The organism is Bradyrhizobium sp. 195, from assembly GCF_023101665.1.
Taxonomy (GTDB): Bacteria; Pseudomonadota; Alphaproteobacteria; order Rhizobiales; family Xanthobacteraceae; genus Bradyrhizobium.
Genome location: NZ_CP082162.1, coordinates 203,406 through 229,789, shown reverse-complemented (window position 1 = coordinate 229,789; position 26,384 = coordinate 203,406). Strand labels below are relative to the sequence as shown.

Here is a 26,384-nt window from a genome sequence, read left to right as displayed (position 1 = left end):
TATGTGCAACCTTTACAGCATCACGACCAACGAGGCCGCGATCAGCGCGCTGTTCCGAGTGGTCGATCAATACGTCGGCAATCTGGCGTCGATGCCAGGTGTATTCCCGGACTACAAGGCACCCATCGTCCGGACAGGCGCCGAAGGTCGCGAGCTAGTCATGGCGCGATGGGGTATGCCGTCGTCCTCCAAGGCGATCATGGATGCCACCAAGAAACGCGCCCAAAAAAGACAGTTGACTTCAAGGTACTGCTTCGAATGGAGCCGGACAGCGGCACGACCAACATCCGCAACGTGGAGAGCACACATTGGACGCGCTGGCTCGGCGTCGAGAACCGATGCCTAGTGCCGTTCAATTCGTTTAGCGAGTTCAACAAGGCGGAAGGTGGCGATATCTGGTTTGCGGTCGATGAGAGCCGGCCGCTCATGTGCTTCGCCGGCCTTTGGACCAACTGGACATCGGTCCGGAAGGTCAAAGAGGGCGAGACCACAAATATCCTCTACGCCTTCCTCACTACGGAGGCGAACGCAGAAGTGTTCGCCATCCACCCAAAGGCAATGCCGGTGATCCTGACGACGCCGGAAGAGGTCGAGACATGGATGCGTGCACCTTGGGATGAAGCCCAAGCGCTCCAGCGCCCGCTCTCAGACGGCACGCTGCGGGTGGTGGCGCGCGGTGTGAAGGAAGACCTGGCCGCAGCATGAAACACGCTGCCCCCCGCCCCTACGCCGACCCGGAAGCGGCCGCCCGGCAGCTCGTCCAGCTCGCCGCCAGCATGGAGCCGGTGGACGGTCGCATTCATATCGAGAAGATCAACGCGCCATTCCTCTTCAGCCTGATGGGGAGTGCCTCCGAGTACGGGGCAGGCATAAAGTATGCTGTGCAACAAGGTTGGCTCGAGCTGCATGAGAGCGGCACCTATGTGCGCCTCCTAAGTTCAGGCAAGAGCCTGCTCACCTAGCAACTTTGCCCCGTCGGCCGCAATTCGGCGCAAAAAAACGGCCCCAGCGTTTGGCGGCGGCTGGGGCCGTTGGAATTTACTCCGACACGCAGGGGGGACATGGAGCCGGAGCACAGCACCAATCCAGGTGCTTGCCGGTCGTTCCTAGATGACCGCCGGCCTTTCTACTGGTACCCCTTCGGCTGCTCTGGTGGGCTTGGAGGCGGCATATCGAAATCCGTAGCCCGCTTTGCCGCTAGCTTCCTGTAAGCAGCAGCCTGGTCAAGCAACTGGCTCTTGAATGCCGAATCCGGCTCGCCGGCTGCCAAACCTTCCAGAGCCACGGCTCGATCCAAATACTCCGTTAGCAGCTTCATTGGGCGAGTTAGTTCTTGTCCTCGGTCGAAGTGCGATCACCGCACTGGCATTCGAACACCCGGACAGTGAGCCCGCGCAGGGAGTCCATCATGGTATGCTGCGGTGCTCAGCCTAAGCGCCGCTCCTCTCGCGTTTTGGACCCTGAGAATTTATCGCTACTGAAATAGTTCATGGACGCACCTGCCACAGGCGAGCCACTAAGTACCAAAGTGCACATTTGTTCCATAGCAGCAGACTGAGGCTGCCATCCCGTATCATCAAAGCGACCCTACCACTCGTCGTCCAGCTTGGGCGGTGGTTCTTGCGTCTTGCGACCGAGGAACGTATCTGGCGGGGGCTCTTTCAGCAACTCGCGGGCCTTTTCCATGACCTCGCGCATCTGCTCGGCTTGCTCGTGATCAATAAGAGTAGGACGAAAGACTCGCATGGCGGCGCTCCCTGTTTGACGGGAGCGCAAGTGGCGTTCTCACGCAGATAAAAGTCGAGATCCGCTCTGCGATACCGGACAGTGCGCGCTTCAACTGCAAAGCACGAGTCAATTATTAATTAAATCTTCAGGAACCAAAGCCGGCCACTGTCAAATTCAACTTAGGCCACTGAGGTCAGAAAACAGGCCAGCGCCAAAGGACGACCCGTTCAAAAAGAAAGAGGCTTCCAAACTGAGGTGGCCTTAATCATCCCAAGTTCGGTCGCCGCACTCGCATTCGAACGCGCGCACGGTGGTACCGCGATCAGGAAAATGCACCACCCTCAGTAAGCGAAGCGTTCTTCCGCAAAACCTGCACTTCCCGCGCGGATTATCCTATGTGAAGGAGAGACGCGATTTCCAGCAACAGCCCGGCCCTTTGCATTACCTGACTGGTAGTCGCCCCCATGGCACGGTGGGCAGCATGACTGGGCGTCCGATCATAAACGCGTCAGACGATTGCTCGCCGACCGCATCCCTCGGAAGTACGAAACTCTGAGGGTCAGCGCCGACGGCGACTTTCGGGGCCGCCTTTCTTTCTTGAAAGTCGGAGCTTTCAGCCGGATACTCAATTGAAGTCCCGTGGCCACACACTCCGAGGAGGCATCATGGCGATCCAAATCGTAATGGACCATACCGGTGATAGTCGTCATTTTTTCGACCCAAGCGACTCGCGAGCACTCCAAGAAGCAGAGCAACGATTCCGTGAGCTGACGAATGACGGCTTCACGGCCGCCGCTAGGAAGGGTCCAGGTCAGATATCGCAGCTCCGATCCTTCGATCCCGTTGCGGAAGAGACGGTGTTCTTTCCCCGCCTAGTCGGCGGCTAGTCGGTCACTGTCGTGTTTACGCTTTTCGCCGTCGCGGCCGTTGAGCGCGCGCGAATGCGAGCCACGAAGGCTCTCTACATTAGACATGGCGCAGAGAGCACCCCAGAGGGGCGCTCTCTGCAACTCCTTCGCCGTTGGCTCTCGCCGGCGCAACGGGCGCAGTACGCCCATAGCGGCTATTTCGACGTGGTCGGCGGCGACACTGGCAACCGATACAGGATCTATACCGGAGCCTCGACGAACGTCTGCGAGGTCGACGAAAATGGTCGCCCGAAGGTCGGGCTGTGTTTCCTGCCCCGGGGAGATCTGCCGATCGGAGACGTCATGCTGGCCCAGAAGATCGCCCTTGAAAGCTGTGAGGGCAGCGCCCTTGCAGTGGCCCGAAAATTCACCCCCAGCAAATTCTTTTTCAGACCCTCGCGGCCACTTCGGTGAACTATGATGTTCGCGAACGACAACACAAACTTGGGGATCGCAGTCCGCGTGCATCAACATCGTTCAATGACCTTCCGGGATGAGCGACGATAAGCAGTCACGCCAATGCCTGGTTTGTTACCGGACCACAACGTCCGTCCTAAACGGGCCGTAGCCCGCATTCACTCTCAGCTGCGCTAGCGCAAGCTAAAGGCTGGTCGACCAGAGAGGAACAGGACCGGTTGGCTCAGGTTAATAGCTAGAGAACTCGGTATGCCTGATTGGAAACCTCAACAGAGAACGGACGAACTACCCAAGGCGGCGAAGCTATTCGGCGAGTTGGCAAACCGGACCTCTCAGGCCGCCGGCGACTTGACCTTTATTCTCGCCCTCCTCACTGTGATCGTATGGGCCGTCACCGGCCCTATGTTCGGCTTTTCGGACACTTGGCAACTCGCTATCAACACCGGCACAACCATCGTTACTTTTTGAGGTTTTCTTGATCCAAAATTCCCAAAACCGGGACAGTGCGGCGATTCAAGTGAAGCTGGACGAACTGATTCGCGCGGGTGCCGCCCGGAATTCCTTGTCGGAATCGAACATCTCACAGACGAGGAATTAGCGGAGCTGCGTCAAAAGTGCGAGGCGAGGGCCAGGGCAGAGAAAGCAGGCGAGATATCCGTGCGGAAGGCCGGAACGAAAGCCAAGAGGGCTGCCGATAGAGCTGTCACCAAGTGGTGCGGTCATCCTGAAATGATTGAGCGCATTGCGGTCTTCTAGTGACGCAATTTCTTCACAGAGGTTTACTGCGGGCGACAAAGCGGCTCAATCGAACCAACGTCCAATTCACCGGTCGTACCGGGGGACAGTGAAAAGGATTAAACTGCCTGGATTAGCCGCGACCCACATTGCCTCGCCAAGTCGAACTCGTGCGGGTTCGATAGGTTGTTGCCAGAAGCAGCTGAAGCATCGCTCCAGCTCCATCTACCGTGCCTAAGCGAGATGATCTTTTGATCCATCTGCATCACAAGCGCTGAGCCGCCATTGTCTCCACCTAGCGTTGTGTCTTGGCTAGCCGCTTCTGCTGCCGACGGATTTCTACGATTAATTTCCGGCTTTCAATGATTTTGCGGCGTCCAAATGCTTTTGTAACGTATCGATCTGACCCGAAGCATATTCCCCGGCAGCATCCTTATTCTTGGCTGCCTTCTTGTACTCGGCGATATCCTTTTTGTGGTCTGCAACCATGTGTGTTGCGAATATTTTATCGAAACCCGCCCCTGACATTTTGGACATCTTATTGTAGTCGGCTTTTTGCTTCGCGTTCGGTCCGCTCGGCGGGTTCATTCCTAGGCTGTTCGCAGCATCTAATGCCTTCTGATTGGCGGCAGCGTGATCTGTGGCAAGCATTTTGCCATATGACCTAACGCCATCGCTTTGACCGTTCTGCTGGGCCAGATCTCCCATCCCCACTTCAGCGAAATTCCCCTGGATTGCTTTCTTGAGGAAGGCTTCGCTGGGCTTATTTTTCGCAGATGCGTTGGCAATCGAGATCGCGATCAGGGTTGCCGTCCCAAGCGATAAATACATCTTGTTCAAGGCAAACTCCTATGGATTGTTTGTCGATGAACCCGCCAATACTGAAGAGGTTCCAATCGAGTAATGGACATGATTTCGAGCGCGCTGCATCCGGCCTCAGCCAAGCGCCGGCACGCGGCCTTGCGCACGCCATGTGGCGAAGACTTCAGGGGAAGGCAAGCATCGAATGCCGCTTCGCTAATCCATGCGGAGAACGCTTTCTCGCGCTGCGAGCGCGGCCGTACATGGTTGCGATGAAGGCCGGGCGATCCTTCGGGCAGTTGGCGATATAGCGCGCGAGGTCGCTATGCACTGGGATGCATAACTCAACATGGCCCTGGCTCTTCTTTGTGCTGATGACGAAGCCGTCCTGAGTTAGGTGCTGCCAGCCAAGACGCACCGCGTCAGATCGGCGCAAGCCCGTATGCAGCAATACCTCAAAGGCAAGCCGTAGCGGCGTTCCAACCTCGTGGCGCTTTCGGAACTTGGTGATGTCTCCCTCAGTCCACGTCCGGTGGCCAGTCGTTTTGAGCTTCACTTTCTTGGCCACGACCACGGGATTATCGGCGCGCAGGCCAGCCGACACGGCATAGTCCAACAGACCTTTGAGCCGCTTCCGGAAGTTGCTCGCGGCGGACGGCGTGTCGGCCATCTCGTCAATCAGCGTATTGATGTGTTTTGGTTGAAGGCCAGCAATCGGCCCATCGCCGTGCTTATCAATAAAGCGGTCCAAAACGCCGCGATAGGTCGCCTTTGTTGTTTCAGCCAGCACCTTGAATTCAGTTGAGCCGTAATAGCCCTTCACGGGAGCCGCTATGCTGCCGGCCTTAACTCGTCGCACGTCGGCGGTCGGCTCGTCCGCCATGGCAGCACGGTACGCGGTCCAAAATTCTGGCGTGTACAGGGGCGCCGGGCAATGCAATTTGCGCCCTGCCGGGCCGACGTAGATATACGCGAGGCTTGCCGTGTCTATCGATGTACTCGTTTACGTATTTGGGCTTTCGCCGCCGCATGCCTTGTCCCAATAGTCATCGTTGTCGTTGGAGACTGAAACACCATCGAACAGCTGGTCGAGATCCTGGCGGTCCCACAGCACCACGCCGAGCGTCTGTTTCGGCGCCGTTGCCGGCCTTGTGTTGGACGTCGAAATGGCTGGGACTGATCCCCAAGTATCGCGCCGCCTCAGCGCGTCGCAGGCCACGCGGCTGCACACGATTGTCGTTTGCTGGATTGGGCAAGAGCGCGCCCCCGAGTAAGAAGATTGCTCTGCTTACCTCGCCGGCGTGAGCCGACGCACAAGGTGGATGGTGAACCGCTGGCGCTTCGCTGCTGGGTGTCAGCAATCCAGTGGTCGGCGATTCACCCGCCTGCCCCTCAGTATACCAAACGGTCAGGCCAGCTCGGGCGCAGCGCCCAGCCGAATGATTTCGTCATCCGAGGCCCGCGCTGACCACATCATGCGCGCGTACTCTATCCGCAGAGTACCTTTCGGGTCGTGGCGCGCTGCCCACCGACCCACCTCGCTCGCAGACGCGCCAGACTCCAAATTGATGTAGAGCGCACCCCGTTGGACTACGGGTTCACAACCCTGGGCTCGGAGGCCCGTACAATACGTGTATGCGCAAAAAGGCGTGGAGAGATCGATACCCGCGCTAGCCTTAAGATTTAGATTAGACATTTACTTCCCCTGTCGTCCGGCTCATTTGACCGGCGCCGAAACTGTGTTAACACAGATTCTATGAAGCCTCAAACCGTGATAACACAGAAAAAGCGAGGACCGCCCGCAACCGGGAAAGGCACGCTCGTCGGCGTTCGTCTGCAGCCAGACGACTTGTCAGCCGTCGACAATTGGATGGCAGAACAAAACGACGTCGCTACCCGTCCAGAGGCCATTCGGACGCTGATGCGAAAAGGACTGGGTCAGAAGAAATGACCGACGATCCGCCGATGGCCGCACGGAGCCAAGGGTTTCCCCGCTTCGAGCCTAAAAGTGCAAAAGATGGACGCTGGTTTGTCGTCGTGAAAACCGGTGTTGGTCCAGACTCACGTGTTGGGGACTTCGCGACGGAAGCGGAGGCCAATAGCTGGATTTCTGGCCCGGCAAGCCGGTGCAAGGATAGTGGCCCTATGTAACTCCCTAGGGGTGACACGGCACAGGAACCATTCTGCTCTCCCGACATTTCTCAGTTGCCTCAGGTTCAATCCCCCCTTGGCTTGAGGCGTCCTAACAGCGGCCTCCGCGTTGCCCCCGCGGGGGCCGTGCTGTATGCGAGGGACAATGGACGAACCCCTCCGCATTCTTTTTGCGATCAGCGCGACCGCCGTAGTAGCCGTCGGCGCGTTCTTTGCCATCCGGTTTCTGGTAGGATTTTACGTCTAGACGCTACACGTCAAGGTGCTAACGACCACCCGTATTTTGCCCAGGTTCTGTGACAACCGGCTGCCGTAAGGGGCGATGCTGTGACCCGATACTTTTTCGATGTCAGGGACGGGTTGGACCTTTTCCCGGACGAGGAAGGCGTGGAACTGCAATCGCAAAGAGAGGCCGAGGCAGAGGCTGTCGGGACTTTGGCGCAATTGGCGCGGGATATGGCGCAAGAAGTTGCGGGCCAGGATCATCCTCGGTCAGATATCGCAATCGAAGTGCGGACCGCGTCAGGACCGGTCTTTCAGGTCGCGCTGATTTTCGCCACCAACGAGACTGCGCTACAGTAAAGAGCCCACACTTTCGCAGGGGGCTTAAAGGCTTCCATGCGCCTAGGGCAGTGACCAGCATGATTGAGGGCGGTATTGAGGGCGTTCTCATCCTAAGCGATGGCGATGAGAACCTGGAGGGTTTCGGCGCGCTTCAGGTCACTGAGCACATTGCCGATACGTTCGAGACTCTCATTGCATTCCCGTGTTCGAGAGAATTTGATGCATCGGTGAAGATTCCTGTCCAAGTGGTCGAGCTGTCCGAAAACCAACGCTGAAATAAGCTTGTGAAGTGTCAATCGGCCTGCAAAGTTGACCCCTCATCGGCGTCCAATTTTGACCCCTTTGCGCGGCGGGGTTTGCTGGTAGCGCTCGTCTCGTCGGAGCTGGCCGGGATAGCGGAGGCGAGACGAGCGCGGGTGGCGTGATCGTCGTCTCGGCTTTTGAACCGCCAGCTATCGTTGCCGGTCTCGACGATGTCGCAGTGATGGGTCAACCGGTCGAGCAGCGCGGTGGTCATCTTGGCGTCGCCGAACACGGTCGGCCATTCGCCGAATGCGAGATTGGTGGTCACAATGACGGAGGCGCGCTCATAGAGCCGGCTGACGAGGTGGAAGAGAAGCTGGCCACCGGATTGGGCGAAGGGCAAATAGCCGAGTTCATCCAGCACGATGAAGTCCATGCGGGTCAGATGCTCGGCGAGCCGACCTTGCCGTCCATTGCGGGTCTCGGTCTCGAGGCGATTGACGAGGTCGACGACGTTGAAGAAGCGGCCGCGAGCTCCGGATCGGATGCAGCTTCTGGCGATGGCAATGGCCAGGTAGGTTTTGCCTGTGCCGGTGCCGCCAACCAGCACGACGTTGCGCTGTTGGGCGATGAAGCCGCCGCCAGCGAGATCATTGACGAGAGTCTGATTGATCGGCGTGCCGTCGAACTGGAAGTCGGCGATGTCCTTGGCCAACGGCAGCTTGGCAATGGTGAGCTGGTATTTGATCGACCTGGCTTGCTTCTCGTTGATCTCGGCGTTGAGCAAGTCGCCGACAATGCGCTGGGGTTCGTGCTGGCGCTTGACGGCAGTTGCCATGATCTCGTCGAAGGCAGCCTTCATGCCGTAGAGCTTGAGCTCGCCCATGAGGTCGAAGATTTGGGTTCGTTCCATCAGATGGTACTCCGGAGGTTGTCGTAGCGGGCACAATCGGCGATCGCATGGCGGAGCGTCAGTGCGGCCGGCGTCATGATGTTGGCCGGTGGGGTGGGTTCGCGTTGACGAGCCAGGATGTTGAGCACGACATCGGCGGAATGGACGCCATGATCGAGCGCTTCGGCACAGGCCGCTTCCACCGCGGGCAGACCGTCAGTCAGCACCGCGTTGAGGATGTCGACCATCTGCCGATTGCCATCGTCGGTGCTGGCAAGCTTGCGCCGGATCCGCTCGATCGCGGCCGGCAGCACCCAGTCCTTGAAGGGAGCACCGTTGCGCAAGGCGCCGGGTTTGCGGGCGAGCACCGGCACAAAATGCCAAGGGTCGTAGACGGTATCGCCGCGGCCAAAGGATCGCGGGTGCTCGGCAACGATGCGTCCATCCTGACGGATCACGATGCGATCGGCATAGGCTTGAACCTCGACCGGTCGTCCGACTGCGCTGGCTGCTACCGAGTATTTGTTGTTGTCGAAGCGCACCAGGCAGGTCTTCGAGACCGATGCCGTCACCGCATGGAAGCCGTCGAACCGGCCGGCATAGGGAACGAGTTTGGGGCGTTCGGCTTCGAACACGTCCCAGATCGTCTGATCGGCCAGCTCCGGATGGCGATGAGCCTTGGCGTAGGCGATGCATTTGTCGAGTAGCCAGGCGTTTAACTCGTCGAGGTTTTTGAACCGCAGCCGCGGCGTGAAGAAGCGTTCCCTGACCAGCCCGACCTGGTTCTCGACCTGCCCCTTCTCCCAGCCAGACGCTGGCGTGCAGGCGACTGGATCGACTAGATAGTGGCTGCACATCTGCAGGAACCGGCGATTGTAAAGACGCCCTTTACCGACGAAGATCGTCTGTCCGGCGCGACGCCTGGTGCACCGATCGGCAGGATGCCGGATTCTTGCATGCGTCGGGCAATGCCGATTCTCCGACTTCGCGGGAAGTCGAGATGGCGCTCGATGCTGTCGAGCGCGTTGTTCAAGCTGGCCACGCGGCCATTCTCCATTATTAAGAATTGCAATTGATGGGCGAAATAAAAAGCCGCTTAGCGGCTTCCACGGCTCAAAGCCGGAAAGTGTGCGACGGGATCGAACCGGCGCTAGTGGTGCACGTCACGTCGGGATCAGCATCCCTACAATTGGAATACGGTCCGGGTTCAGGGTAGGGACGCGCGTGTACAAAAATATTGGCGGTCAGTTCAGAAACTTCACAGCGAGACGACGCTCATCACGCCATACAACCGAGCAATCAATATCCAAGCCAGCACTTGGAACGCGCAGGCCGAAAGCCTCGGGCAGGAAAGGCGCGTTATCGATTTGGACGATCGCAGAGGATTCCGTGAGGTGGCGGACCTTGCACCGCACAGGACTGCCGTCGACTAGAATCTGTGCAGCATAGACATTGCGTCGCCGCTCGTTCGCCACGTGTCGCAGTCTCCCCCGCTCTAGCGCGCGGCAGATATGATCGGCGATTCCGGTCTCAAATGGGGCTAGACCATGGTTTCATTGTTAGGCCACGGGCTTTTTCTCCATCGCAGCCAGCGCCTCCAAGGCCCTATCCTGCGCCGCCACGGCCTTGCGCTCCCCGGACTTGCCTAAGCCCCAGCCTTTTGTGTCGGCTATCTGGCGTGCGGACAGGCCGTCCAAGCTCGCCTCCAGCACCGCGAAGTGCTCCCCAAGTCCAGCCTTCACATGCGCGCGTCTAGGGCGGCGATCAGGGCATCCTCGGGGCCGCTAGCAGGGCCAACGAAGCTCCCGGGCGTCGCGGTGACGCTGCGGTGCTGACGATAGCCCATGAACTCGGCGCCCTTGGCAATCCCCCTGGGCACCGTTCGGCGGGCGCTAAGCCAGCATTGCTCCGAGCCGCGGCGAAGGCATGTCGACCGCCAAGGCCGGCGCGGTCTATCTCGACCCGGCGACTATCGTTGCAGGCACATAAGGTCTGCGCCCAACTGGCCGCGCGTATCCGCCGATAGTCCTCGCCCTGACTGCCCCGTTCACAATACGCCGGCGCCGCCGGAAACCCACCGCTGGCGCGAATGGAAAGGTGCCGCTGGTTGTCCGCCTCCCGCTCCTCATCGGTCTTGCGGCGAGCGCCCTTCGCCTGTCTGTGCAGTTCAGTGGCGTCACGCCACTTGCCATCGCTGCCGCGCCATTGGGTGATCCGCCCACCCTCGACCTTAATATTGCGTCGGGCCGCAGCATCAAGTTCTGCTGGCGATATTGGACCGTAGCAGCCTCGCGCCTTGATGGCAGCGTTCACAGCAATCCTGATCTGCTCGCGTGGACTCGGCCGGATCTCAGCGACCCGGTCAACCTGAGTACTGCCAACCTCGTTGTCGTTCGCCGGCATCCAGGCCGAGGGCGCGTGAGGCGCAGCGTAATCTTGGAGGAGGCGAAGGTCGGCATGACGGCCGGCGCGGGCAAGCCGGGATTCGATCGGAGTATGTTTGTTCATTGAGTCCTCACGTGATGTGCTGAATGTGGCCGACTGCGCGGCCTGAAAAATAATCCCGAAATCTGCGGCGTCGCGTCCGCAACTTTGGGCCGGGTAACCAGGGCCGACCGCGGGAGGGATTGAAATGGCCCCCTACCCGGTCAGGCGGCCGTCCGGTTGGCCGCGACGACAAGCCTCCATTCATATGAATCGTCCGGCATGATCCGGTACCGGACGCGAGAACCAACTGACTGGTCCTCGCCGCCGCATTCGGCCGCAAGCGCGGCTGCCGTTTCTGCTGACAGATTTATTGTCAACTCGCCTCCATGTTTGTCGTGGAACGCTACCTGAACACGCGCGCTACCGTCTTCATCAGACTCCCCAGATAGGATTGTCACCTCGCACCATGGGAGTGGTGCAGATCTGCGGAACGTCTTTGCGGCATTTCCGGTTGACATCATCACCTCTTGGTTGGCCAACCTCTCAGGCTCGCCAACCACGCCTAAGGCATCGTCGAGGCTTGCGTATTCGTCGCTATGGCAGCGCAGTGTAAACTTGGCACCACGTGCGCTCCGAAGGTGGACCAGCAAGACGTCCTTCTCCTCGTCGTCCGCTCCCTTCTTGCCGACATATTCAGCGTGGACGATGCGCCACTTCGCAAACCGACCTCCCTCAGAGGCATGCCACCGCGCCGCACTTTCCTCTTTCTTGGCGCCACCCTGCGCGCCCTCAACAGGGCGCGCTCCTTTAGGGGCGCCTATATTATCCTCTGTAAGAGGATGGGTTTGGGGGTCACCATGACACCTTGGGAGCGCACTTTTGATACCTTGGGAAGGTCGTCTTTGCCCCCTTGGGGCGGCCCCGCTAGCAGGCCGGCCAAGTGATAGTCGTTCGGCATGGTGACCGGGCTGGTGCGAAAGTCCACTGCGTGCTCGCCGCCGCTGAGTTCACGGAAGCGATCTGAACCTCGGTAATAGAGCGCGATGCCATAGCGTGTCGGCAGGTTGACTACACCCCGCCGTATAATCCAAATTCGTTCAAGCGAGCACAGCAGTTTGCGAGCGCGCTTGATTGAGGCCGGGGAAATCGGGATGTCACGATCTATAAATGTGTCGGCACACTCCGCATAGCCGTTCTTCCAGCTGTAGGAGGCAAGCAATTTTCGAAGAAGCGAGCCGCTGTATGAGTGACCCTCGAATCTCCGTTTATGTCGTCGCGAAGATTGGAGCGCACCCAGTAGGTTGGCGCGAAATCACGCTGCTTCTTGGGCATTCGTTTGCTCCAGAGAACCCTCGGGAGCCACGAAATCGTATCGCGCTGCGCATGCCTCGGCACGCTCCCAGATCGCCTTGTAGATGGGCTCGCCGGTCGCGGTGCGCCCCTCGTATGAAATAAAGCCTTTCTCGATAAGCTCTCGAACAGCTTTGCCGACTGTGCGACGGCCACAGAACGATGCGGCTGCCAAGTCGTTATGGCTGATTGCACAATGGCCGAATGCTAGCGTCGCCTTCGCAATGTAATGAGCGACCCGGCCTGCAGAACCGCAACGTACAGTCCTCCACACGTCAGCATTGTGGTTACAGTAGAGGTCGCACTCTTCCTTGCCTGATGGCATCGCTGAACGAACCTGATCTAACGTCATGGACGTCGCCCGTGATGGGGCCCCCGAGTTGATTGGTAATACCTATTAGTGCGGCTGCGGCTGGCAGCCACTAAATCAGCCCATCAGAAAAAGCTTTGGGAGCTAGGAAACCAGCGCCGGTAAAGGGGGTCCAAGAAAATTAAGGCTCGGGTCTACCGGCGGCCTCCACTTTTCATCATGCCTTACGCGAAACAAAAACAAACGGCCGCAGGCGCTGCCCGAAGACAATCCCTGCGGCCGTTGCCGCGACGTTCCGCACGATCGGCGGGGCACGCAAAATGCTAACATGGCCCCAGCGTGAACTGGCGGCCTTTTAGCGGCAAAACCGCCCTCATTTTTAATGTTCAGCGTCCCGCTCTCGCGTATTAACCGCGCTACTCTGCGCGGACCCTCCCAAACCTCGACGGTGGGATGGGCCTCTAAGAATGTTTTGGCTCTAACCTCGGCGTCTTTGTCGGAAGGGCAATTAAGCTCGTAAGCTGCGCGAGCCACGCCGGATAAATCCACCGCGTACACTAAATATCGCATGGCATTTCCCGAGTGCGGGAAAGCTGCCCATACGATTCTCCGGCGCCCTCATTGTTCCTAGGCAAGAAACGGCCCCAGCTACTGGCGGCGGCTGGGGCCGTTGGAATTTACTCCGAACCGCAGGGGGGCATGGAGCCGGAGCACAGCACCAATCCAGTCGCTTGCCGGTCGTTCCTAGGGAAGAGGCTGCGGCGAATGCGAGAGCGACCCATCGTCAAACGCGCGTTCGAACGATGGGCCGTCCCGGGTGGATGTCGCAAACCCTGAACTCGGAAACAGGTATCGCGCCACAGACCGAAGTCTTAATCCTCGCCGCTGAAGAGTCGTTCCTTGCTGGACAACATCACGGAAAGCTGCCTACTCGGGCGGCCCTTACTCCTGGCCGGCCTTCATCCGCGCGATCGCGGCCTCCAGCTCGGAGGCTAACACCTTGTAGTGAGCGACGATCCTGTCAAAGGTCGCTCGCTTTAGCTCACCCTTCGCAGCATCTCTCAGCTTTTCGCATTCTTTAATCTGCGAACGAAGGGTCTCAAGGTGGGCTTGCATGTCTTTCATGGGGCTGAGCGGGAACATCTACCAAATTACACGGCACGTCAGTGCAGAAGTGCACATCGACTTCCCGCCGCGGCCTCTTTTTGTTCCGATAACAACTTTAAAGCGATTTACCGGTTGTAGGGTTGTGCCTTGAGTCCGACCTGCTGCCCAGCGAACGGCCCCGGGCATCTCCGGGGCTGGACCGAGACGCACCGAGACCGCCCGACGCACCAAACTCAACGCGGCGCGCCGGTTGATATCGTTCGGCCCGAAATTCTCGTGCAGAGTCTCAAATGATAGAGGATCGTAAATTTAATCTGCGGGTGTGCCGGCAGGCGCGGAGGGGTAGGCAATCACGGGATTTCTCTATGGGAAGCAGTGGTAGAGAAATTGCCTAACCGGGCCCCTCCGCTCGCGGTCAAGGTCGAGTCGTTCAGCTTCCAAGAAACTAGGTCGGCGCCGTAGGTGTAGGTAACTCTGCGCGTAACCACCCCCGAAGTTGCCATCGGCCCCTCGTGAGCCCAAGCTATGGGCAATTTGTGAGTCGGGGGGATTCATGGAACGACAGCCGTTTGAGAGCATGTCTCTCGAAGAACTTTGGCGACTCCATGCGGTGGTCAATGACATTCTTGCCGCGAGACTGGTGGCCAAGAAGGAAGAGCTTGAACGGCGTTTGGGACTGCTCAACCGGGCAGACAAGCCTCCCAATTATTAAAATCACCTGATTGGCGGGCCCCTGCCCTTCACGCTGACCAGCCTCTGTACGAGCACTCGCAGTGCCGCGCCGATCGTGCGGAACGTGCCGGCGCTGGCCGCAGGAGACGTCCTATAAGCTTTTAGGCGCTCATGCGGCCCTTCGTCGTTGCTCCGGCGCTCTTACCCGCAATTGGATCGGCAGCCGGGAGCATTGGGCGGGCTGGTAAACGATCCATGCATGATCGCCGATCCACGACAATCGGCAGAACGCCTGGCGCCGGCGCGGATTACGTCGAAGTGCACAAAGGTCGAGATGCGGATCTCGTAACGGTGGTTTCCCTCATCAAGACGGGTGAAAAGCAATTTTGCTGTCTCTACGGCAACTGAGAGAGCGGACTGCTGAGCCCTCCGAGCGCTCTTTTGAGACCGTGAGACAATTCGCCAGTCGTGAACCGGCTAGCGTCCACCGTTAGATTCCTCGAGCACGCCGGGCCCGCTCACACGTGCCTATGCAGTCCCCAAAGCGCAATAAGCAGAAGGGCCACGGCTCCAATTCCCAGCAGCATGAGAATAGCTTCCAGCATGACGAATCAAGCTCCGCCCGAGCGCGGGCTACACCCCCGTGGGAAATTGTCATCAAAGGCTGAGCCGCGAGCGCAGGTCGAAGGTTCTGCAAGTTGGCACGCGCGCTCAAATCGCGCGCCGGGGGGCTGTCTTTCACGATCCCGCGCAGCGTGCTCCGAGATGAGCGCACCGAGCATCGCAATAGCCACTCGTCGCGAGCTTTCAACGTCCAGAAGATCGGTGCAGAGAGAGACCTGGCGAGACGGAAACTGAAGGCCAAGATGGATCTCGCTGAGCGGAAATTTAGACAGGAGCAGTTGCTTCATGACTATCGGCGCAGAGTGGAATTCAGCGAACCGTTAGCGGGCCTGAGCCGGTCTTCGGCGCTTTGCGGGCGCGCGTCGCGAGCTCATGAAGCTGTCGAAATTGCTGGCAGTAATATCTCATCCGTTGTCAGTGGATATTCGAAGTCAGGCCGTCGGGGTAAGCCGCGGCCGTTAGGAGTTGGCAACGAGATCGGCTTGGCACTTCTGAACACCTTGGCTTTCCGCGCAGCTTCGTATCTTCGCGCGTAGATCAGCCCCCGCTCGTCCAGAACCTCCTTGCGCTCCGCGATGAGGAAGCGAGACTGCTCAATCGCGCGGGCTGCGCGATCATCGAGGACCTCCCATCGGGTTCGCGTCACCATCCAGCCGCGCAGCGCCCGGGCCCGAGCGCACGGGCTAAAACTGTGCTAAACAACGAAACTCAGCACCGTCGTCAAGGGTTCATATGGAGCACCAAATGGCTTCCACGCGGGACGACAGCGTCGCGGAACGGCAGATCGCGGAGGAGCTTTCGCACCTGACGCGCAAGGCGGAAGACGGTCCCTCGGTCCAGCCGACCATGGAGACGTCTCGCGCACCCGCAACGAACCATCAACCGCCGAAACAGCTCCACGTGGCCTTCGTCTGCTCTCTGTTGGCTGTATCCTTTGCTGCTTGGTGGTGGTGGTCGTCCTCCGCTCAACCGGCGATGAGAGCCCCTTCGGACCCTGCACCCCTGACGCGGGGCCCCCGAATGCTGCGGCGCCGAAAGACGCGGCGCCGTCTGCAATCGCCCTGGTTTCCGACTTGACGCAGCAGCTGCAGTCGATGACGCGCGATCTCGCTGGCTTGAGGCAAGCAGTCGAACAGCTTAACGTGACGCAAGAGAAATTGGTCCACGACAATGAAAATGTCGCGCGCCAACTCAAGACAGGCCGGGAAGAACTCGCACGTAACAACCGTGTCATCGACGACGTCAAAGGGATCCAGATCCAGATGGCACGCGAAAGTCAAACGCTCACCGATCGCCTCAACGCAAACCAGGAGCAACTCGCCCGCGCCACGGCCAACGCCTCGGCGCCAAAGGAGATGATGCCTGAAGTTACGAACGCGATCCCAGAAAAGCCAAAGGTCATGCAGGAAGTACCATTGCCACGTCCGCGGCAGTCGGCCAATGTTGCCCAGCCGCCGAAGCCGGCGCCAATTGCCAGGCCGCAAGCTATAAAACCGCAACCGTCATTCGCGTGGCCTTGGTCGCGCTGAGCCGCGACCGACCTGCTCCTACGGCTATGGAGTCGGGCGCCGTTTGACTGCGGCTCCTATTCAGACTTTCGGATCTGGCCCGCTGTCGCCCCGCGGTGCCTTTCGCTACGTAATCGCCCTCCCGTAGACCTTGTAAACCCGCGAAATCATCAGGATGATCGGCGAGTCGTAGCATCGCTCGCGAGGCCTTCATGCGAAAATGCGAAGTCGCCGTGCTGGGTCTAGGACTCGTGGGCGGAGCAGCGCTCAACTCATTGTTGGATGCCGGCGTCGATGCGCTCGGCTTCGACCCTGTCGGACTCGGTTCGGATCGAGGCTCGTCACATGGTTCATGTCGAATTTTCCGTCGCTTCAATTTCGAAAACCCGACTACACCAGCCTGAGCGACGAGGCTCATGCCGGTTGGATCCGGCTGCAGGCCGAAAGCCGTCAAACGATTCTGACGGAAACCCCTGTTTTGGAGGCAGGCCTCCCCGGCTCTGCGATGGTGGCGTCGTCACGCGCGGCCGCGATCGCGAAAGGGCGCCCTGATCCGATGTTGACCGCGACCGTAGCGAACAAAGAATTTCCGGCTTTCACCCTGCCCGACGACTGGGACGTCGTAGTACAAGACGGTGGCGCGATCCTGCGGACCGGTGTCGTCATGAGACTGATGCGCGCACGCGCTGGCGAGCGCGTGATTCCGGAACGCGCGACCTTCGCGCCCCGCCAGGACGGCGTGTCGATCCGCACGGCCAACCAGGAGTTCTTCGCCGAGCGCGCGATTCTGGCGCTGGGCCCATGGCTCGGTCGCGCACTCCCGAGGCTTGGCGCGCTGCTCAACGTAACCCGACAGGCGGTAGGCTGGTTCGAGCCGACCCGCCCCGACACTGTGGCGTTCGGTCATTTCCCGATCTTCATTCTGGAGCGAGGTCCGAACGACGTGGTCTACGGCTTTCCGGACTTCGAACAGCGCGGCGTCAAAGCGGCGCCTCACAACCACGGGCCCGTGGTCAGCCCTGACGACTGGGGTCCGCAGGCCACCGAGGCCGAACTCCGCCCGGTCGGCGAAGCGTTGGCGGCCCTTGTCCCGGGCGCGGCCGGGCCAATCATCGATCGAGACGTCTGAGCTTTCCCGATATTCTCAATTCACCTGAGCGGATATCGCGGCGTGGCCGGATCGGCTACGTGACCCTGGCGGTGTCACTGGTCGATATGTTCTGCGCCGGCGAGCTTCGGCGCGGGACCTCCGAATTCGCGCGCGAAGACTCTTGAAGCGCGAACTGAGCCTTGAGCCGTGGTGTGAATCGGCGTGGGGGTCCCGACGCTGATCGGCACGATAAGTCTCTGATTCACATCACATTGGAGGGGGCATGCTTCGATGCCGATTCACATCCCGGCCTTCCGCCGACCTGCACGCTCGCCGGCCGGACGTGCCGCGGTGGTCTCGGGTCTCGCCGAGCATGCTTCGTCGCTGGGCCGTCAGGCGGCCGTGGTGCGACCACCGCAAATCCCTGCCGGCTTCGCCGGCGCGGGCCGCCTCGTGTTCTCATTGAGCGCCAGTAGAGTCGTCTGTTCGGCAAGCCTCGATGGAGCTTGGCTTGTCCGTCTGTTTTGCGCGCCGAACCGGGCGAGCGCTACACCCGGACCCGGCTTTCGATTTCGCCGCGCTCGATCGTCAGCGTCACGTTGGCGAAGGTCTCGAGCAGCTTCGGGTTCGACTCCGTGATCAGCAGGGTAATGTCCTGATCCTGCGAACGAAGCCGACGCAGCGCCTCGGCGTACCTCTGCGCCAGCACAGGGGCGAGGCCCTGGAACGGCTCGTCCAGAATGACGAGGCGGGTGCCTAGCATCAGGGCGCGCCCGAGGGCAACCATCTTGCCTTGGCCGCCCGAGACGGAGCCCGCCGGGCGACTCGCCAGTTCCTTGAGCTCCGGCAGGACGGAGTAGGCTCGATCCAGCCGCCGGCGCGCCTCGTCCGCGCTAAGTTTCGCGACGCGACCGGGCAAAAGAATGTTTTCTTCGACCGTAAAGGCCGAGAAGAGACGACGGTCCTCGGGGGCGTAGCCGATGCCTAAGAAGGGCCGGCGGTGTGGAGGAACATGTCCCAGGTCCTGACCGCCCAGGCGCATGGTGCCGCTCGCCTTCGTGAAGCCCATGATGGTCCGTACCGTCGTGGTTTTGCCGGCGCCGTTTCGCCCGATGAGCGCGGCGGTCGCGCCCGGCGGCAGCGAGAAGCTGACGCTGCGCAGCACCGGCGCATCGGCGATCGCGACGTTGACGTCCTCGAAGTCCAGCATCGCCGTCATATGCCGATCACCTGTTCGCGGACCTTGGGATCGGCCAGAACCTCCGCCGGCGTGCCGACCTTTTGGATCTTTCCGACGTTCCACACCGCGACTCGGTGGGCGTAGCGCTCCACCATGTCCATGTCGTGCTCGACGAAGACCGAAGTCACCTCCTCCTTGGCGAGCGCGGACGTCAGGATGTCCATGATCTCCAGCTTTTCGGCGGAGGCGACGCCCGAGGTGGGCTCGTCCATCAGCAGCAGTCTGGGCTTCAGCGCGAGCGCCAGAGCGATGTCGACCAGCTTGCGTTGTCCCTCGGCAAGCTCCCTCGCCTTGCGAGACGCATACAACTTGACGCCGACGAGATCCAGAAGGCGCTCCATTTCAGGCAGCTCAGGCAGGGCGGAAAGAGCTGTGAAGCCGGAAGGGCTTCCCAGCCGCGAGGCCGCGGCGATCAGCATGTTCTCCATCACAGTCTGATCGAGAAAAAGCTGCGGTATCTGAAAGGCCCGCGCGATGCCGAGCTTGGTGATCGTGCGCGGGAGCTGCGCCGTGATTTCCTGGCCTAGGAAGGTGATGCTTCCGGCCTGCGGCCGCAGATAACCCGTCGAGATGTTGAGGAAGGTGGTCTTTCCGGCGCCGTTCGGTCCGATAATCGCGAGGTTCTCGCCTTGGAGTACGTCCAGATCGATACCGTCGGCGGCGACGACGCCACCAAACCGGATCTTGATGCCCTTCGCGGAAAGGAGGACGTTGGCCATCAATGTCCTCCCTGCTTCGCCTGGCCGTAGCGCTGCCTGAGACCTATCAGTCCGTTAGGCGCGTAGAGAATGATGACGATCAAGACCACGCCGAGGATCAGCTGCCAGGTGTCGGCCAGGTGGGCCGCCGCATAGAAGCGCACGCACTCGAACATCGCCGCGCCGGCGAACGCTCCGAGGGCGTGGGCGCTGCCGCCGAGGATCGCGATAAAGACGAACTCGCCCGACTTCGTCCAGAACCCGAACTCGGGCGTGGCGATCTGCTGGATGATCGCCACCAGCGTGCCGCCGATGCCGCCGAGAAAAGCCGAGATCACGTAGCCTATAAGAAGCACGCGCCGTGCGGACGTTCCGAGGTACTCGAGCCGGGTCTCGTTCGATTTGATGGCACGCAGCATGTGTCCGAGCGGGCTATCGAGATAGCGTTGCACGCCGTAGAACGCAACGACCGCGATCAAGAGGCTCACGTAAAGAATGACGTACTGGAAGGTTTCGGGCGTAAACGACAGCCCCAACAGGGCCGGACGAGGGACCCGGATGCCGTCAGCGCCGTTGGTGTAATGAAACATCTTCTCCAGCAGCGACCACAGCACCATCGAAAACGCCAGATTCAGCATTCCGAAAAAGATTTCCCGGTAGCGCACGACGAAGAGCCCGACGAAGAGGCCGAAGACGGCGGAGGTTATGCCGCCCAGCGCGATGAAGAGCACGATGTCGCCGCCACCGACGTACTTGCCCCAGAACGCCGCGGTATACGCCCCGGTAGCGAAGAACATTGCATGTCCGAAAGACACCTGCCCCGCCCGCAGCAGAAGAATGATACCGAGAACGACGATGCCCTTCGCGAGGATCAACGCGAACAAGGTCGCCCAGCTCGATACAAAAAGGGGCGCGACGGCGCTGACCAGAAAGAAGATGATCGCGATCGTGGTGACCGGCTTGATGCGACCGCTCATCATATTTTCCTTACCTGCACGGCGCCGAACAGGCCGAACGGACGCACCAGAAGCACCAGCACCATCAGCAGATAGGGAACGAGAACTTCGAATTCCGGCTGGAGATAGATCACGAAGGCACGGGTCAGGCCGATCATCAGCGCGGTGAGCGCGGTGCCCTCGATCTGGCCGAGACCCGCGGTCGCAGCGACGGCAAAGGAAAGCACGATCATATCGGCGCCCATACCGGGGACCAGCGAGGTGGTCGGCGAAGCCAGCGCTCCTCCCAACGCGGCCAGACTCGCGCCGATGACGAAGGTAACGAAATATACGCGTTTTGCGTCAATCCCGATAGCCGTCGAAGCTTCGCGGTCCTCCGTGACCGCAAGGATCACCGCTCCCGATAGCGTCCTGCGCAGGAAGTAGCGGAGCCCGAATAGCGTCGCCAATGCGACGCCGGGCAGCAGAATGACCTGGTACGACGTGTAGCTGACGCCGAACACGGCAACGTTGGGAAGTAGTCTCAATGGCTCCGCGGCGAAGATGGGCTGCACGCCCCAGATCAGACGCTGCAGGTTGTCCATGATCATGAAGGCGGCGAAAGTGATCAGAAGCTGGAGGACGTCCTCCTGTCCGGAGAGCGGTCGCAGCAGAAACCGTTCGATGAAACCGCCGCACACGAAGCCGATCACGATAGAGGCGGCCAGCAGCGCGGGATAGGTGAGCCAAGGCGAGATCGGCGCGATTGCAAGGCTGAACGTCGCAGCCAGGTAGGCGCCGAACGCGTACAACGAACCGTGCGCGACGTTGACCACGCGCAGCACGCCGAAGATCAGGCTGAGCCCGACCGAGACCAAGAACACCAATGCGGCGTAGCTGATCCCATCGAGGATAGCCAAGATAGCGAGTGTCGAGTTCATGATGGCCTTCGGAAAAGGTCCGTCCTCCGGGACGAGGCTCGGAGGACGGGGATCAGTCGGGCGTGCCGTTACTGAGCTTTGAAGGTCGGCACGTCCATCTTGACGAAGTCCGGCTTGAGCGTCTTGAGCCACTCAACCGACCGTACGCCAGCCGGGTTGGTGATCATCTTCGGATCGAAGATCATAATGTTGTCGAGCAGCTTGAAGTCGTACCCTGGAACGGACTTGGTGACGCCGACCAGCTGAGCCTCGAGACCCTGGTTGTCCTCGGGCCGCAGCGTAATCGGACGGCCGAAGCCGGTGGCGAACTCGGTGCCCGCCGTCGCGTCGACGACCTGTTCGCGCGTGGGCCAGTTGCCGCCGTTGGACTTGATCGCCTTGTCGTAGGCCGTCTGCAGGGCCTTGAATGCCTGCGCCATGTGATAGACCGGGTAGATCGGCCATGCACCGGTCTTCGCCTTGAAGGCTTCATTGAACGCCTTGAAGGCCGCGTCGTTCTTCTTCTCGGGATGCAGGAACCAGTGGTCTCCGCGCGCGCCGACGATCAGGCCTTCAGGCAAGTCCTTGCCCAACCGCTGGATCGATGATTCGCCGATCCCGAGCACGAAGGTCGACTGCTGCAACAGGCCGCGCTGACCGGCCTGGCGGACCAGCGTGTCGAGATCTCCGCCCCAAGACGTGGTCAGAACCACATCCGGCCGCAGTGCCAACAGGCGGGAAACCTCAGTGGAGTAGTCCGGTGCGCCGAACTTCGGGAAGAGCTCCGCGACGACTTGCACGTCCGGCTTCATCGCCTTGAGCGCGGTCGAAAAGATCTCCCAGCTCTCCCGGCCCCATGCATAATCCTGATTGACCACCGCGATCGTCTTAAAGTCGGGCTTGGTCTTGAGCAGGTAAAGGAGCACGGCCAGCATTTCCGGCGTGCCGTTCGCCTGAGTCCGGAAATTGTAGCGGTACTTCTTGGTTTCGAGGATGGAGGCCGCACCGCAGTCCCACATGAAATTCATGACTTTGAGGTCTTCGGCGACCGGCACCAACTGGGTGCAGCTGCCCGACGAGATCGAAGCAAACGTGGCATCGACCTTTTCATCCTGCACCACGCGTCGGTAATTCGAGACGAGCGCTTCGCCGCCCGCGCCCTCGTCGATGAAGGAGAGCTTGACCGGCACGCCGCCGATGCCGCCCTTCTTGTTGAGGTCCTCCGCGATCATCTCCGCCGCGGCCTTCGCCGGCACTCCGAAGACTGACGCAGGGCCCGACAGGAACGTCGTGATGCCGATTTTGAGCTCCGACGGCTTGGTCTGCGCAAGCGAGGTGCCCGTAAAGGTCGCAACTACAAGCCCGGCCGCAACCGCTGCCTTGAGAAACTGCATTGAAAGTCCTCCCTGTTCTTTGTGTCGCGCCCGGCTTCAGTCGCCGTGCGCTTCTTCTTGCAACAACGCTACTATAATTGTCGCGTGTTGCCAGCCCTCTTGGCCGCCATTCGCGAGCCGACGAAACCCGGTTCGACGACGCTGCCCATTTTGTCGGCTGCGCATCGATTGGAACGGACAAGGTCCCCGAAATGATCGATGCCTCCAATCCCAGGGTGGGATAAAAGCTCCGGCCCGAGCCTACGCGCCAACGTGCCTGCTCTTCCTCTGCGACGTAGGCTTCGGAGTAGCGTCGAAAGGCCATGGCCTGTCCTTCGCGTACTAGCCAGCCGTTCACGCTTTCCTTGTCGATGGAGCATGTCGCGAGGTCGCGGCCCTAGCGCGAGGTATCGCAGCGCCACCGACTCCTCAAGCTCGCGTTCCCTGCGCATCATCTGCGCTTCGGCAAGCTTCGCATTGTTGTGGCGAGCATCTGCTGCAGGTCCGCAAGCTGGCGGTTGCGCTCGCCGAGGTCGTCCGCGAGCGCAAGACGCGCCTCCTGGCCTTGGTTTCGGCGATGGCGGTGCGCTCGGTCCGCAACTTGGGCGCTGGTCGAAATGAGCACTTGGTTTTGCGCTTGCGAAGTGACGTTCGCTGTGGATTGACTTAGGGATGGGACGCTTCGTTGAAGGCGTGGACAGATCCCGGCTGACGCTCTTACCGGAATGTTTGAAGGATTGGGTATTGGACCATAGCGGGCATTGGAATTACGACACGTGACATTTGGAAATTGAGCGCCCCAGGAGAGCTATAAGTCTACTGAAATTCCATATTTGGCCTGCTGCGGTTGAACATTGGTTTCCAGCAGGAATGCCCTCCTACCCCAGCCATCCACTCACGCAACGAGCCTCGGCCAATCCTGACCACCGCCGCCGCAGTACCGTCGGGTGAACCGAGACACCGTCCAGAATTATTGACAGGTCTACTGCGGCGTGTTGAACTTAAGTGCATCCTGCCGGCGCCTCTGCGGCTTTGCACAGAAGCAAAACATAACAAAATTCGCGACGAGGGAGGCAAAGAATGACCCGCAGATATTTGACGGCAATGGTCGCTCTTCTCGGGAGCGTATTGTCGAGTACGGCACTAAGCGCCCAAGAGCTTAAGCTCTACGCGTTCAGTTCCGGCGCGTTGACTCTCGGCAAAGGATTTTTGGTGAACGGCGCACCCATGGAGCCGGCGATCCAGGTTCCGGTCGGTTTTTACGTGATCAAACATCCGAAAGGGAATGTTCTCTTCGATACGGGTAACAACGACAAGATTATCACCGACCCAGGCTACTGGGGTGCCGCGTTCACCGGGTTGAAGCCGGTCAACACGCCAGATGTCGCGATCGATACACAGCTGAAGAAAATCGATCTCACGCCCGACGATATCACCTACGTCGTGGTGAGCCACCTCCACCTCGACCATGGCGGCAACGTGGCCAAGTTCCCGAAGTCGACGCTCGTCGTGCAAAAGAGCGAGATTCAGAACTTCTTCTGGCCGGAGCCCGGCACCGGCTCCAATTACGTTCTCGGCGACGTCCTGCCGCTGCGCGGAAACATGACACCAAGCGCAAACGCGGTGAAGATGTTGCAGCTCGAAGGCGATCAGGACCTGTTTGGAGATGGCACGCTCGTCGTGAAGCGCTGGGTTGCCCACACGCCGGGCAGCCAGATGATGACGGTCCGGCTGAAGAACACCGGCCTCACCATCCTCACCGGAGACAACGTCTATTTCCGGGAGAACGTCGAGCAGAATATACCGCCGAGCACCCCGTTGGTCTATTCGACATCGGGATTCTACTCGGCCTTCGAGTGGATCAGGCGGGAGATGGCGACGCAGAAGGCAAATTTCTTCACCGCCCACGACCCGGACGCATTCAAGGCGATGAAGAAGGCGCCGGAATTCTACGATTGACTGGCTCGACGCCGACATTGGACCTGCACCTGACCGATCGGCCGCGCCGAGCCCCAGCGGGGCTTGGCATTGCGCCGGCTGAAAGCTCGCGGCACGGCATCGCCGTCGCCTCCGTCGAACGGCTGGGCAAACGTTATGGCCGCCGCCAGGCAGTGGACGGCGTCTCGTTCGAGGTGAAGCAGCGGGAAGTGGTGGGCCTGCTCGGTCCCAACGGCTCGGGTAAGACCACCATCCTGCGCGTCATCACCGGCTATCTGAGGCCGAGCGAAGGAACTGTCCGCATCGACGGCTTCGATGTAGTCCGCGACGGACACCAGGCGCGCGCGCGGATCGGCTACGTGCCGGAGAACGCCCCGCTCTACGGCCATATGCGGGTGGACGAATTTCTCCACTTCATGGGCCGGTTGCGGGGCTTGCGGGGAGGTGCGTTGCGCCGAGGCATCGAGTCCGCCCGCGCGCGGCTCGCGCTCGAGCCGGTCGGCGACGTCGTGATTGGCCGGCTGTCGCGCGGCTATCGGCAGCGCGTATCAATCGCCCAGGCCGTGCTGAACGAACCCAAGCTGTTGGTGCTCGACGAGCCGACCAACGGCCTTGACCCGCGTCAGGTCATCGAGCTGCGCGGGCTGCTGCGGACCCTGGCCCGCGACAGCGCGGTCCTTGTCACCTCGCACGTCCTTGCCGAGATGGAACGCGTCGCCGATCGGGTCGCGATCCTGCTCGACGGGCGGCTGCTCACCGTCCACCAGCTCGCCGGCGCGGGGCGCGGCACTTCGCTTCGCGTCCGCGCCCGAGCCGACCGGGCGGACGAGGTCGCGGCGGCGTTGTCCGGCCTGGCGGGGATCGGCGGCGTGACCCGGGAGGAGCCGGAGGGCGGCCTCGCCGGCTGGCGGGTGGAGGTGTCGGAGGCCGGCGCAGCGCCGCACGTCGCCGCGACCCTTTGCCTCGCCGGCATCCCCAGTGTCGAGACGGTCGAGACGGCTTCAGACCTGGAGGAGCTGTTCCTCCGGCTAACGGCGAGCCGAGCACTCCAGTGACGCCGTTCCTCGCCCTGGTTTCCAAGGAGTTGCGCGCGCTGTTCGTCTCGCCGATCGCTTACGCCGTCATCGCCGTCTTCCTTGTGCTCAACGGCTACGGCTTCGCCGTCACACTCATCGCCACCAAGCAGGCAACGCTGGTGAGCGTCTTCTTTCAGGCGGCCGTGCAGCTCGTCCTGTTCGTGCCGCTCGTTACCATGCGGCAGTTCGCCGAGGAACGCCGGGGCGGCACCCTCGAGCTGCTACTGACGGCGCCGGTGCGCGAGAGCGACATCGTGCTGGCCAAGTTCGCAGCCTCGATGGGCATGCTGCTCGCGATGGTCGCGCTCACTTTGGTGTATTCAGGGATATTGGCGCGGTTCAGCACTCCCGATTGGGGCCCGATCTACAGCGGCTACCTCGGCCTCACCCTGCTCGCCGGCGCCCTGGTCTCGATCGGTCTTGCCGTTTCCGCGCTCACCGCAAACCAGGTCGTGGCCGCGGTCGTTTCGCTCGGCGTGTTCGGGATGCTGTGGGCGATTGACGCCTGGGCCGCGTTGCTGCCGTCGCCGATCGACAATTGGGTGCTCGGGTTGTCGCTGCTGGCGCGCTTCCAGCCTTTTGCCCTCGGCGCCATGTACGCTTCCGATTTCGGCTTCTTCTTCGCGGTGACCCTCCTCGGGCTGTTCCTCGCCGTGCGGGGGCTGGCCCGGCGCTGA

Annotated in this window: 25 protein-coding genes and 3 pseudogenes; 14 read left to right on the top strand and 14 right to left on the bottom strand. The window is 60.6% G+C overall.

Annotated features, from left to right (window positions below; all coding sequences use genetic code 11):
* Window position 1: 1 nt before the first annotated feature.
* Window positions 2-705, top strand: a pseudogene (locus IVB26_RS39820) (SOS response-associated peptidase).
* Entirely contained in the window at window positions 702-962 is a 261-nt protein-coding gene (locus IVB26_RS39815; protein WP_247973848.1) for a hypothetical protein, read from the top strand. The pseudogene IVB26_RS39820 and the gene IVB26_RS39815 overlap by 4 nt, the downstream one beginning before the upstream one ends.
* A 625-nt stretch (window positions 963-1,587) precedes the next feature.
* On the opposite strand, the gene IVB26_RS39810 is transcribed toward IVB26_RS39815, so the two are convergent.
* Entirely contained in the window at window positions 1,588-1,746 is a 159-nt protein-coding gene (locus IVB26_RS39810; RefSeq protein ID WP_247973847.1) for a hypothetical protein, read from the bottom strand.
* A gap of 647 nt (window positions 1,747-2,393) precedes the next feature.
* Between IVB26_RS39810 and IVB26_RS39805 the strand changes: the two genes are divergently transcribed.
* The 3 genes and pseudogenes from IVB26_RS39805 (at window position 2,394) to IVB26_RS39795 (ending at window position 3,809) form a co-directional block, all read left to right on the top strand.
* Window positions 2,394-2,615 carry a hypothetical protein gene (locus tag IVB26_RS39805; RefSeq protein ID WP_247973846.1) on the top strand — a complete coding sequence of 74 codons (222 nt, stop codon included), beginning with the start codon at window positions 2,394-2,396 and terminating at the stop codon, window positions 2,613-2,615.
* Window positions 2,616-2,669: 54 nt separating this feature from the next.
* Window positions 2,670-3,050, top strand: coding sequence for a hypothetical protein (locus tag IVB26_RS39800; protein WP_247973912.1), 381 nt, complete (start codon window positions 2,670-2,672; stop codon window positions 3,048-3,050).
* A gap of 252 nt (window positions 3,051-3,302) precedes the next feature.
* Window positions 3,303-3,809, top strand: a pseudogene (locus IVB26_RS39795) (low affinity iron permease family protein).
* A gap of 324 nt (window positions 3,810-4,133) precedes the next feature.
* Here IVB26_RS39795 and IVB26_RS39790 read toward each other — a convergent pair.
* Window positions 4,134-4,619: a DUF4142 domain-containing protein gene (locus IVB26_RS39790; RefSeq protein WP_247973911.1), complete on the bottom strand. Its 486-nt coding sequence runs from the start codon at window positions 4,617-4,619 to the stop codon at window positions 4,134-4,136.
* 154 nt (window positions 4,620-4,773) lie between these two features.
* The gene (locus IVB26_RS39785) at window positions 4,774-5,472 is read right to left on the bottom strand and encodes a tyrosine-type recombinase/integrase (protein ID WP_247973845.1); all 699 of its coding nucleotides are present in this window, start codon (window positions 5,470-5,472) and stop codon (window positions 4,774-4,776) included.
* A 1,595-nt stretch (window positions 5,473-7,067) separates the two neighbouring features.
* Here IVB26_RS39785 and IVB26_RS39780 point away from each other — a divergent pair.
* Together IVB26_RS39780 and IVB26_RS39775 are read left to right on the top strand one after the other, a co-directional pair.
* On the top strand, window positions 7,068-7,322 hold the full coding sequence (locus tag IVB26_RS39780; RefSeq protein ID WP_247973844.1) for a DUF6894 family protein: 255 nt from the start codon (window positions 7,068-7,070) through the stop codon (window positions 7,320-7,322).
* Between the two features lie 59 nt (window positions 7,323-7,381).
* Window positions 7,382-7,579, top strand: coding sequence for a hypothetical protein (locus tag IVB26_RS39775; RefSeq protein ID WP_247973843.1), 198 nt, complete (start codon window positions 7,382-7,384; stop codon window positions 7,577-7,579).
* Between the two features lie 17 nt (window positions 7,580-7,596).
* On the opposite strand, the gene istB is transcribed toward IVB26_RS39775, so the two are convergent.
* From istB to IVB26_RS39760, 3 genes and pseudogenes are all read right to left on the bottom strand, one after another.
* A complete protein-coding gene (gene istB / locus IVB26_RS39770) occupies window positions 7,597-8,460 on the bottom strand; it encodes an IS21-like element helper ATPase IstB (protein WP_346732906.1) in 864 nt (287 codons plus the stop codon).
* An 11-nt stretch (window positions 8,461-8,471) separates the two neighbouring features.
* Window positions 8,472-9,359, bottom strand: a pseudogene (locus IVB26_RS39765) (Mu transposase domain-containing protein); the annotation flags it as partial.
* A 639-nt stretch (window positions 9,360-9,998) separates the two neighbouring features.
* On the bottom strand, window positions 9,999-10,136 hold the full coding sequence (locus tag IVB26_RS39760) for a hypothetical protein (protein ID WP_247973842.1): 138 nt from the start codon (window positions 10,134-10,136) through the stop codon (window positions 9,999-10,001).
* 400 nt (window positions 10,137-10,536) lie between these two features.
* Between IVB26_RS39760 and IVB26_RS39755 the strand changes: the two genes are divergently transcribed.
* Window positions 10,537-10,950 carry a hypothetical protein gene (locus IVB26_RS39755; protein WP_247973841.1) on the top strand — a complete coding sequence of 138 codons (414 nt, stop codon included), beginning with the start codon at window positions 10,537-10,539 and terminating at the stop codon, window positions 10,948-10,950.
* Window positions 10,951-11,087: 137 nt separating this feature from the next.
* Here the strand turns inward: IVB26_RS39755 and IVB26_RS39750 are convergent, their stop codons facing one another.
* From IVB26_RS39750 to IVB26_RS39740, 3 genes are all read right to left on the bottom strand, one after another.
* Window positions 11,088-11,516 carry a hypothetical protein gene (locus IVB26_RS39750; protein WP_247973840.1) on the bottom strand — a complete coding sequence of 143 codons (429 nt, stop codon included), beginning with the start codon at window positions 11,514-11,516 and terminating at the stop codon, window positions 11,088-11,090.
* Window positions 11,517-12,178: 662 nt separating this feature from the next.
* Window positions 12,179-12,568 carry a helix-turn-helix domain-containing protein gene (locus IVB26_RS39745; RefSeq protein WP_247973839.1) on the bottom strand — a complete coding sequence of 130 codons (390 nt, stop codon included), beginning with the start codon at window positions 12,566-12,568 and terminating at the stop codon, window positions 12,179-12,181.
* A 900-nt stretch (window positions 12,569-13,468) separates the two neighbouring features.
* A complete protein-coding gene (locus tag IVB26_RS39740; protein WP_247973838.1) occupies window positions 13,469-13,669 on the bottom strand; it encodes a hypothetical protein in 201 nt (66 codons plus the stop codon).
* A 517-nt stretch (window positions 13,670-14,186) separates the two neighbouring features.
* Between IVB26_RS39740 and IVB26_RS39735 the strand changes: the two genes are divergently transcribed.
* The 3 genes from IVB26_RS39735 to IVB26_RS39725 all read left to right on the top strand — a co-directional run bounded on the left by IVB26_RS39735 (window position 14,187) and on the right by IVB26_RS39725 (window position 17,566).
* Window positions 14,187-14,345, top strand: coding sequence for a hypothetical protein (locus IVB26_RS39735; protein ID WP_247973837.1), 159 nt, complete (start codon window positions 14,187-14,189; stop codon window positions 14,343-14,345).
* 1,657 nt (window positions 14,346-16,002) lie between these two features.
* The gene (locus IVB26_RS39730; RefSeq protein ID WP_247973550.1) at window positions 16,003-16,458 is read left to right on the top strand and encodes a hypothetical protein; all 456 of its coding nucleotides are present in this window, start codon (window positions 16,003-16,005) and stop codon (window positions 16,456-16,458) included.
* A 331-nt stretch (window positions 16,459-16,789) separates the two neighbouring features.
* Entirely contained in the window at window positions 16,790-17,566 is a 777-nt protein-coding gene (locus IVB26_RS39725; RefSeq protein WP_247973836.1) for an N-methyl-L-tryptophan oxidase family protein, read from the top strand.
* A 508-nt stretch (window positions 17,567-18,074) separates the two neighbouring features.
* On the opposite strand, the gene IVB26_RS39720 is transcribed toward IVB26_RS39725, so the two are convergent.
* The 5 genes from IVB26_RS39720 to IVB26_RS39700 all read right to left on the bottom strand — a co-directional run bounded on the left by IVB26_RS39720 (window position 18,075) and on the right by IVB26_RS39700 (window position 22,714).
* Window positions 18,075-18,737 carry an ABC transporter ATP-binding protein gene (locus IVB26_RS39720; protein ID WP_247973910.1) on the bottom strand — a complete coding sequence of 221 codons (663 nt, stop codon included), beginning with the start codon at window positions 18,735-18,737 and terminating at the stop codon, window positions 18,075-18,077.
* 5 nt (window positions 18,738-18,742) lie between these two features.
* The gene (locus IVB26_RS39715; protein WP_247973835.1) at window positions 18,743-19,486 is read right to left on the bottom strand and encodes an ABC transporter ATP-binding protein; all 744 of its coding nucleotides are present in this window, start codon (window positions 19,484-19,486) and stop codon (window positions 18,743-18,745) included.
* Complete coding sequence (locus IVB26_RS39710) at window positions 19,486-20,442, bottom strand: branched-chain amino acid ABC transporter permease (RefSeq protein WP_247973834.1); 957 nt, start codon at window positions 20,440-20,442, stop codon at window positions 19,486-19,488. The genes IVB26_RS39715 and IVB26_RS39710 overlap by 1 nt, the downstream gene beginning before the upstream one ends.
* Window positions 20,442-21,341 carry a branched-chain amino acid ABC transporter permease gene (locus IVB26_RS39705; protein ID WP_247973833.1) on the bottom strand — a complete coding sequence of 300 codons (900 nt, stop codon included), beginning with the start codon at window positions 21,339-21,341 and terminating at the stop codon, window positions 20,442-20,444. Before IVB26_RS39705 ends, IVB26_RS39710 begins: the two co-directional genes overlap by 1 nt.
* Window positions 21,342-21,409: 68 nt before the next feature.
* On the bottom strand, window positions 21,410-22,714 hold the full coding sequence (locus IVB26_RS39700; protein ID WP_247973832.1) for an ABC transporter substrate-binding protein: 1,305 nt from the start codon (window positions 22,712-22,714) through the stop codon (window positions 21,410-21,412).
* A gap of 1,059 nt (window positions 22,715-23,773) precedes the next feature.
* Here IVB26_RS39700 and IVB26_RS39695 point away from each other — a divergent pair.
* The 3 genes from IVB26_RS39695 to IVB26_RS39685 are packed head-to-tail and all read left to right on the top strand — an operon-like array spanning window position 23,774 to window position 26,384.
* Window positions 23,774-24,652 (top strand): N-acyl homoserine lactonase family protein, encoded by an 879-nt coding sequence (locus IVB26_RS39695; RefSeq protein ID WP_247973831.1) that lies wholly within the window; start codon window positions 23,774-23,776, stop codon window positions 24,650-24,652.
* Entirely contained in the window at window positions 24,649-25,686 is a 1,038-nt protein-coding gene (locus IVB26_RS39690) for an ABC transporter ATP-binding protein (RefSeq protein WP_247973830.1), read from the top strand. Before IVB26_RS39695 ends, IVB26_RS39690 begins: the two co-directional genes overlap by 4 nt.
* On the top strand, window positions 25,683-26,384 hold the full coding sequence (locus IVB26_RS39685) for an ABC transporter permease (RefSeq protein ID WP_247973829.1): 702 nt from the start codon (window positions 25,683-25,685) through the stop codon (window positions 26,382-26,384). The genes IVB26_RS39690 and IVB26_RS39685 overlap by 4 nt, the downstream gene beginning before the upstream one ends.

Excerpts from the sequence above, each read along its gene's own strand:
- IVB26_RS39815 (WP_247973848.1), top strand. The coding sequence starts at position 702 with ATGAAACACGCTGCCCCCCGCCCCTACGCCGACCCGGAAGCGGCCGCC.
- IVB26_RS39810 (WP_247973847.1), bottom strand. The coding sequence starts at position 1,746 with ATGCGAGTCTTTCGTCCTACTCTTATTGATCACGAGCAAGCCGAGCAG.
- IVB26_RS39805 (WP_247973846.1), top strand. The coding sequence starts at position 2,394 with ATGGCGATCCAAATCGTAATGGACCATACCGGTGATAGTCGTCATTTT.
- IVB26_RS39800 (WP_247973912.1), top strand. The coding sequence starts at position 2,670 with ATGCGAGCCACGAAGGCTCTCTACATTAGACATGGCGCAGAGAGCACC.
- IVB26_RS39790 (WP_247973911.1), bottom strand. The coding sequence starts at position 4,619 with ATGTATTTATCGCTTGGGACGGCAACCCTGATCGCGATCTCGATTGCC.
- IVB26_RS39785 (WP_247973845.1), bottom strand. The coding sequence starts at position 5,472 with ATGGCGGACGAGCCGACCGCCGACGTGCGACGAGTTAAGGCCGGCAGC.
- IVB26_RS39775 (WP_247973843.1), top strand. The coding sequence starts at position 7,382 with ATGATTGAGGGCGGTATTGAGGGCGTTCTCATCCTAAGCGATGGCGAT.
- istB (WP_346732906.1), bottom strand. The coding sequence starts at position 8,460 with ATGGAACGAACCCAAATCTTCGACCTCATGGGCGAGCTCAAGCTCTAC.
- IVB26_RS39745 (WP_247973839.1), bottom strand. The coding sequence starts at position 12,568 with ATGACGTTAGATCAGGTTCGTTCAGCGATGCCATCAGGCAAGGAAGAG.
- IVB26_RS39740 (WP_247973838.1), bottom strand. The coding sequence starts at position 13,669 with ATGTTCCCGCTCAGCCCCATGAAAGACATGCAAGCCCACCTTGAGACC.
- IVB26_RS39735 (WP_247973837.1), top strand. The coding sequence starts at position 14,187 with ATGGAACGACAGCCGTTTGAGAGCATGTCTCTCGAAGAACTTTGGCGA.
- IVB26_RS39725 (WP_247973836.1), top strand. The coding sequence starts at position 16,790 with ATGTCGAATTTTCCGTCGCTTCAATTTCGAAAACCCGACTACACCAGC.
- IVB26_RS39720 (WP_247973910.1), bottom strand. The coding sequence starts at position 18,737 with ATGCTGGACTTCGAGGACGTCAACGTCGCGATCGCCGATGCGCCGGTG.
- IVB26_RS39715 (WP_247973835.1), bottom strand. The coding sequence starts at position 19,486 with ATGGCCAACGTCCTCCTTTCCGCGAAGGGCATCAAGATCCGGTTTGGT.
- IVB26_RS39710 (WP_247973834.1), bottom strand. The coding sequence starts at position 20,442 with ATGAGCGGTCGCATCAAGCCGGTCACCACGATCGCGATCATCTTCTTT.
- IVB26_RS39705 (WP_247973833.1), bottom strand. The coding sequence starts at position 21,341 with ATGAACTCGACACTCGCTATCTTGGCTATCCTCGATGGGATCAGCTAC.
- IVB26_RS39700 (WP_247973832.1), bottom strand. The coding sequence starts at position 22,714 with ATGCAGTTTCTCAAGGCAGCGGTTGCGGCCGGGCTTGTAGTTGCGACC.
- IVB26_RS39695 (WP_247973831.1), top strand. The coding sequence starts at position 23,774 with ATGACCCGCAGATATTTGACGGCAATGGTCGCTCTTCTCGGGAGCGTA.